Genomic DNA, 3,288 nt, shown 5'->3' with positions numbered 1-3,288 from the left:
GAATCCCTGCCCGGGGACGGCGCGACCACGCGGGCTCCCCACGAGGTCCGGGCGCCGGTCCCCGGCCCGCGGGCGGCCGTACCCCGCATCCCCGCCGGAGGTGAGGAGGCCCGTACCGTCGCCTCCTGGGACCGCGACCTCGACGCCCTCGAAGGCGAGCTCCGGCGGGCCCGCGCGGCCGTCCGTGACGTCGAGCTGCCCGCCGCCCTGTCCGCCAGCCAGCTGCTCCGGCTCGCCGCCGACGAGCAGGGCTTCGTACGCGATCTCGCCCGCCCCATGCCGCGCCCCCCGCAGCCGGCCGCCCGCCAGGGCACCCGGTTCCACGCCTGGGTCGAGTCCCGGTTCGACGAGCTTCCGCTGCCCTTCCTCGACGTCCTCGACCCCGTCACCGACCTCCCCGGCGCCGGCTCCGACCAGGAGATCGCCGACGAGGCCGATCTCGACTTCCTCAAGGCCGCCTTCGAGCGCAGCCCGTACGCGGACCGGCCCCCCCACCGCATGGAGGCCCCGGTGCAGCTCACCCTCGCCGGCCGGGTCGTTCGCGGCCGGATCGACGCCGTCTACAAGAACCCGGACGGCTCGTACGAGATCGTCGACTGGAAGACCGGCCGCACCACCGAGGCCGACCCGCTCCAGCTCGCCGTCTACCGCGTGGCCTGGGCCGAGGCCACGAACACCCCCCTCGACCGGGTCACGGCCGCTTTCCTGCACGTCCGCAGCGGCCGCGTGATCCGCCCCCGCGACCTCCCGGACCGAGCCCGCCTTGAGCGGATCCTCCAAGGCGAATCGGACCCGGACGGTGACCATCAGGCGGACAGCTAGGCTCGGGGGCATGAGCGACACCCCGCCGGACAGCGTCGTCCGCACGTACATCGACACCCACCGCGCCGCCTTCCTCGACGACCTCGCCGAGTGGCTCCGCATTCCCTCCGTCTCGGCCCAGCCCGAGCACGCGGGCGACGTACGCCGCAGCGCCGAATGGCTCGCGGCCAAGCTCAAGGAGACCGGCTTCCCGGTCGCCGAGGTGTGGACCCCCTCCGATGCGAAGACGGGCCCCGGCGCGCCCGCCGTCTTCGCGCACTGGCCGAGCGAGGACCCGCACGCCCCGACCGTCCTCGTGTACGGGCACCACGACGTCCAGCCCGCCGCCCTCGCCGACGGCTGGCACACCGACCCGTTCGAGCCGGTGATCCGCGACGGCCGCATGTACGGGCGCGGCGCCGCCGACGACAAGGGCCAGGTGTTCTTCCACACCCTCGGGGTCAGGGCGCACCTGGCCGCCACCGGCGCCGCCGCTCCCGCCGTGCACCTCAAGCTCCTCATCGAGGGCGAGGAGGAGTCCGGCTCCCCGAACTTCCGCGCCCTCGTCGAGGACCGCGCCGCCGAGCTCGCCGCCGACGTCGTGATCGTCTCCGACACCGGCATGTGGTCCGAGACCACCCCCACCGTCTGCACCGGCATGCGCGGCGTCGCCGACTGCGAGATCGACTTCCACGGCCCGGACCAGGACATCCACTCCGGCGCCTTCGGCGGGGCCGTGCCCAATCCGGCCACCGTCGCCGCCCGCCTAGTCGCGGCCCTGCACGACGACGACGGGCGGGTCGCGATCCCCGGCTTCTACGACAACGTCGCCGAGCTGACGGACGCGGAGCGTGCGCTCATCGCCGAGCTGCCCTTCGACGAGGCCGAGTGGCTGCGTACGGCCAAGTCCCACGCGGCCGCGGGCGAGGCCGGGTACTCCACCCTGGAGCGCGTCTGGACCCGCCCCACGGCCGAGGTCAACGGGATCGGCGGCGGCTACCAGGGACCCGGCGGCAAGACCATCGTGCCCGCCTCCGCCCACCTGAAGCTGTCGTTCCGGCTGGTGTCCGGACAGGACCCGTACGAGATCGAGGCGGCCGTCAGGGACTGGGTCGCCGCCGGGACCCCGGACGGGATCCGCCACTCCATCACCTTCGGCGCGCCCACCCGCCCGTGCCTGACCCCGCTGGACCACCCGGCCCTGCAGTCGGTCGTCCGGGCCATGGGCCGCGCCTTCGGCCAGAAGATCCGCTTCACGCGGGAGGGCGGCTCCGGTCCCGCCGCGGACCTCCAGGACGTCCTGGACGCGCCCGTGCTCTTCCTCGGTATCTCGGTACCGTCCGACGGCTGGCACGCACCGAACGAGAAGGTCGAGCTGGACCTCCTGCTGAAGGGCGTCGAGACGACCGCGTACCTCTGGGGAGACCTGGCCGCCCACCACCGAGCCACCGCCTGACACCCGCCGCACACACCTGCCGTACCGAGCCTGCCTGTCCCACCACCGGGGGAGTTGGAAGTACCTGTGAGCACCCATACCGAGCGCCCACTCACCGAGCGCCCTCTTTCGCTCGCCGCGCCCAGCGGGATCGACCGCGCCGCGCACCACCGCCTCGACGAGGCGTGGCTCGCCGCGGCCTGGAGCCACCCGACGACCCGTGTCTTCGTCGTCTCGGGAGGCCAGGTCCTGATCGACGACACCGCCGACGGCGGTACCGGCATCGTGATGACCCCGGCCTTCGAGGCCCCGGTCACCGAGACCCACCGCTACTTCCTGGGCACCGACGAGGACGGCGTACGGTACTTCGCGCTGCAGAAGGACGCGCTGCCCGGCCGCATGGACCAGTCGGCCCGCCCGGCCGGCCTGCGTGAGGCCGGACTGCTGCTGTCCCCGCGCGACGCCGGGCTGATGGTGCACGCGGTGGCGCTGGAGAACTGGCAGCGCATGCACCGCTTCTGCTCGCGCTGCGGAGAGCGCACGGTGGTCGCGGCCGCCGGGCACATCCGCCGCTGCGCGGGCTGCGGCGCCGAGCACTACCCGCGCACCGACCCGGCCGTGATCATGCTGGTCACGGACGAGCACGACCGTGCGCTGCTGGGCCGCCAGGTGCACTGGCCCGAGGGCCGCTTCTCCACGCTGGCGGGGTTCGTGGAGCCGGGCGAGTCGATAGAGCAGTCCGTCATCCGCGAGGTGTGGGAGGAGGCGGGCGTCAAGGTCGGCGAGGTCGAGTACGTGGCCAGCCAGCCGTGGCCCTTCCCGTACAGCCTGATGCTGGGCTTCACGGCCCGCGCCACCACCTCGGAGATCACGGTGGACGGCGAGGAGATCGAGGAGGCCCGCTGGTTCTCCCGCGAGGAGCTGCGCGCGGCGTTCGCGTCGGGCGAGGTGCTGCCCCCGTCGGGCATCTCCATCGCCGCCCGGCTGGTCGAGCTCTGGTACGGCGAGCCGCTGCCGAAGGCTGCCGCGTAACCTTCGTCACTTCCCCACGT

3 protein-coding genes are annotated in these 3,288 nt (G+C 73.6%); all 3 read left to right on the top strand.

All coding sequences use genetic code 11. The features are described from left to right. On the top strand, positions 1 to 822 hold an 822-nt coding region (locus ACWGIU_RS33530; protein WP_453711878.1), incomplete at its 5' end, for a PD-(D/E)XK nuclease family protein. 10 nt (positions 823 to 832) lie between these two features. After that, positions 833 to 2,257, top strand: a complete 1,425-nt coding sequence (locus tag ACWGIU_RS33525) for a dipeptidase (RefSeq protein ID WP_453711877.1) — start codon at positions 833 to 835, stop codon at positions 2,255 to 2,257. A gap of 54 nt (positions 2,258 to 2,311) precedes the next feature. Then, a complete protein-coding gene (gene nudC / locus ACWGIU_RS33520) occupies positions 2,312 to 3,268 on the top strand; it encodes an NAD(+) diphosphatase (RefSeq protein WP_453711876.1) in 957 nt (318 codons plus the stop codon). Positions 3,269 to 3,288 lie beyond the last annotated feature (20 nt).

The sequence above is a fragment of the Streptomyces sp. NPDC054840 genome (assembly GCF_053611065.1).
This window is presented reverse-complemented; position numbering and strand designations above follow the sequence as displayed.